At 52.5% G+C, this 690-nt stretch carries 1 protein-coding gene; it reads left to right on the top strand.

Going from position 1 to position 690, the window contains the following annotated elements; genetic code table 11:
* Positions 1-45: 45 nt before the first annotated feature.
* A complete protein-coding gene (locus tag ACERIT_RS16180) occupies positions 46-678 on the top strand; it encodes an IS6 family transposase (RefSeq protein ID WP_373675879.1) in 633 nt (210 codons plus the stop codon).
* Positions 679-690: the final 12 nt, after the last annotated feature.

Raw genomic sequence — 690 nt, forward strand, 5'->3', positions numbered from 1 at the left:
GGCGGTGTTAAGTTAAGGACGAGGCGGTCGGTGATTCGAGTGTCTATGTCCGAATCCAACCGCCTCACCGAGTCTACTGAGTGGATCGACTTGGGGTTTGTGGAGCGAGAGCGGACACCCCGCGAGATCATTGAAAAGGGTATTCGCTACCATCTTGCTGGATTATCACTTTCGAATACAGTCGTGCTTCTTGAGGAGTTGGGTGTCAAACGGAGTCGAACGGCAGTTCACAACTGGATACAGAAGGCTGAACTACAGCCGGCTGGCGGTGAAAGCCCGGATCGTGTCGCGGTCGATCAAAAAGCGATCCGGGTCAATAATAACTGGTACTGGCTGTATGCGGCTGTCGATCCTGAAACGAACAGAATTCTGCACACACGGCTGTTTCCGACGTATACGGCTGCGATCGCACGGGAGTTTCTATCCGAGTTGATCGAGAAACACGACGTCAAAGACGCCGTGTTTCTCATCGACAACGCAGACGATCTTATCGGTGGCCTTCGACGAGAAAACCTCAGCTACCGCGTCCAACAACACGGCTTCAGAAATTCCGTCGAACGTATCTTTCGTGAGGTAGAACGAAGAACATCTTCGTTTTCAAACTGTTTCAGTCACGTCGATCCGCCGACCGCGGAAACGTGGTTGCAAGCCCACGCCGTCTGGTGGAATCATGCTTAAGTTAACACGACC

The sequence above is a fragment of the Halopenitus sp. H-Gu1 genome (genome assembly GCF_041821145.1).
Lineage (GTDB): Archaea > Halobacteriota > Halobacteria > Halobacteriales > Haloferacaceae > Halopenitus.

What these genes read in the sequence shown, in the direction of transcription:
- ACERIT_RS16180 (WP_373675879.1), top strand. Translation starts at nt 46, where the DNA reads ATGTCCGAATCCAACCGCCTCACCGAGTCTACTGAGTGGATCGACTTG.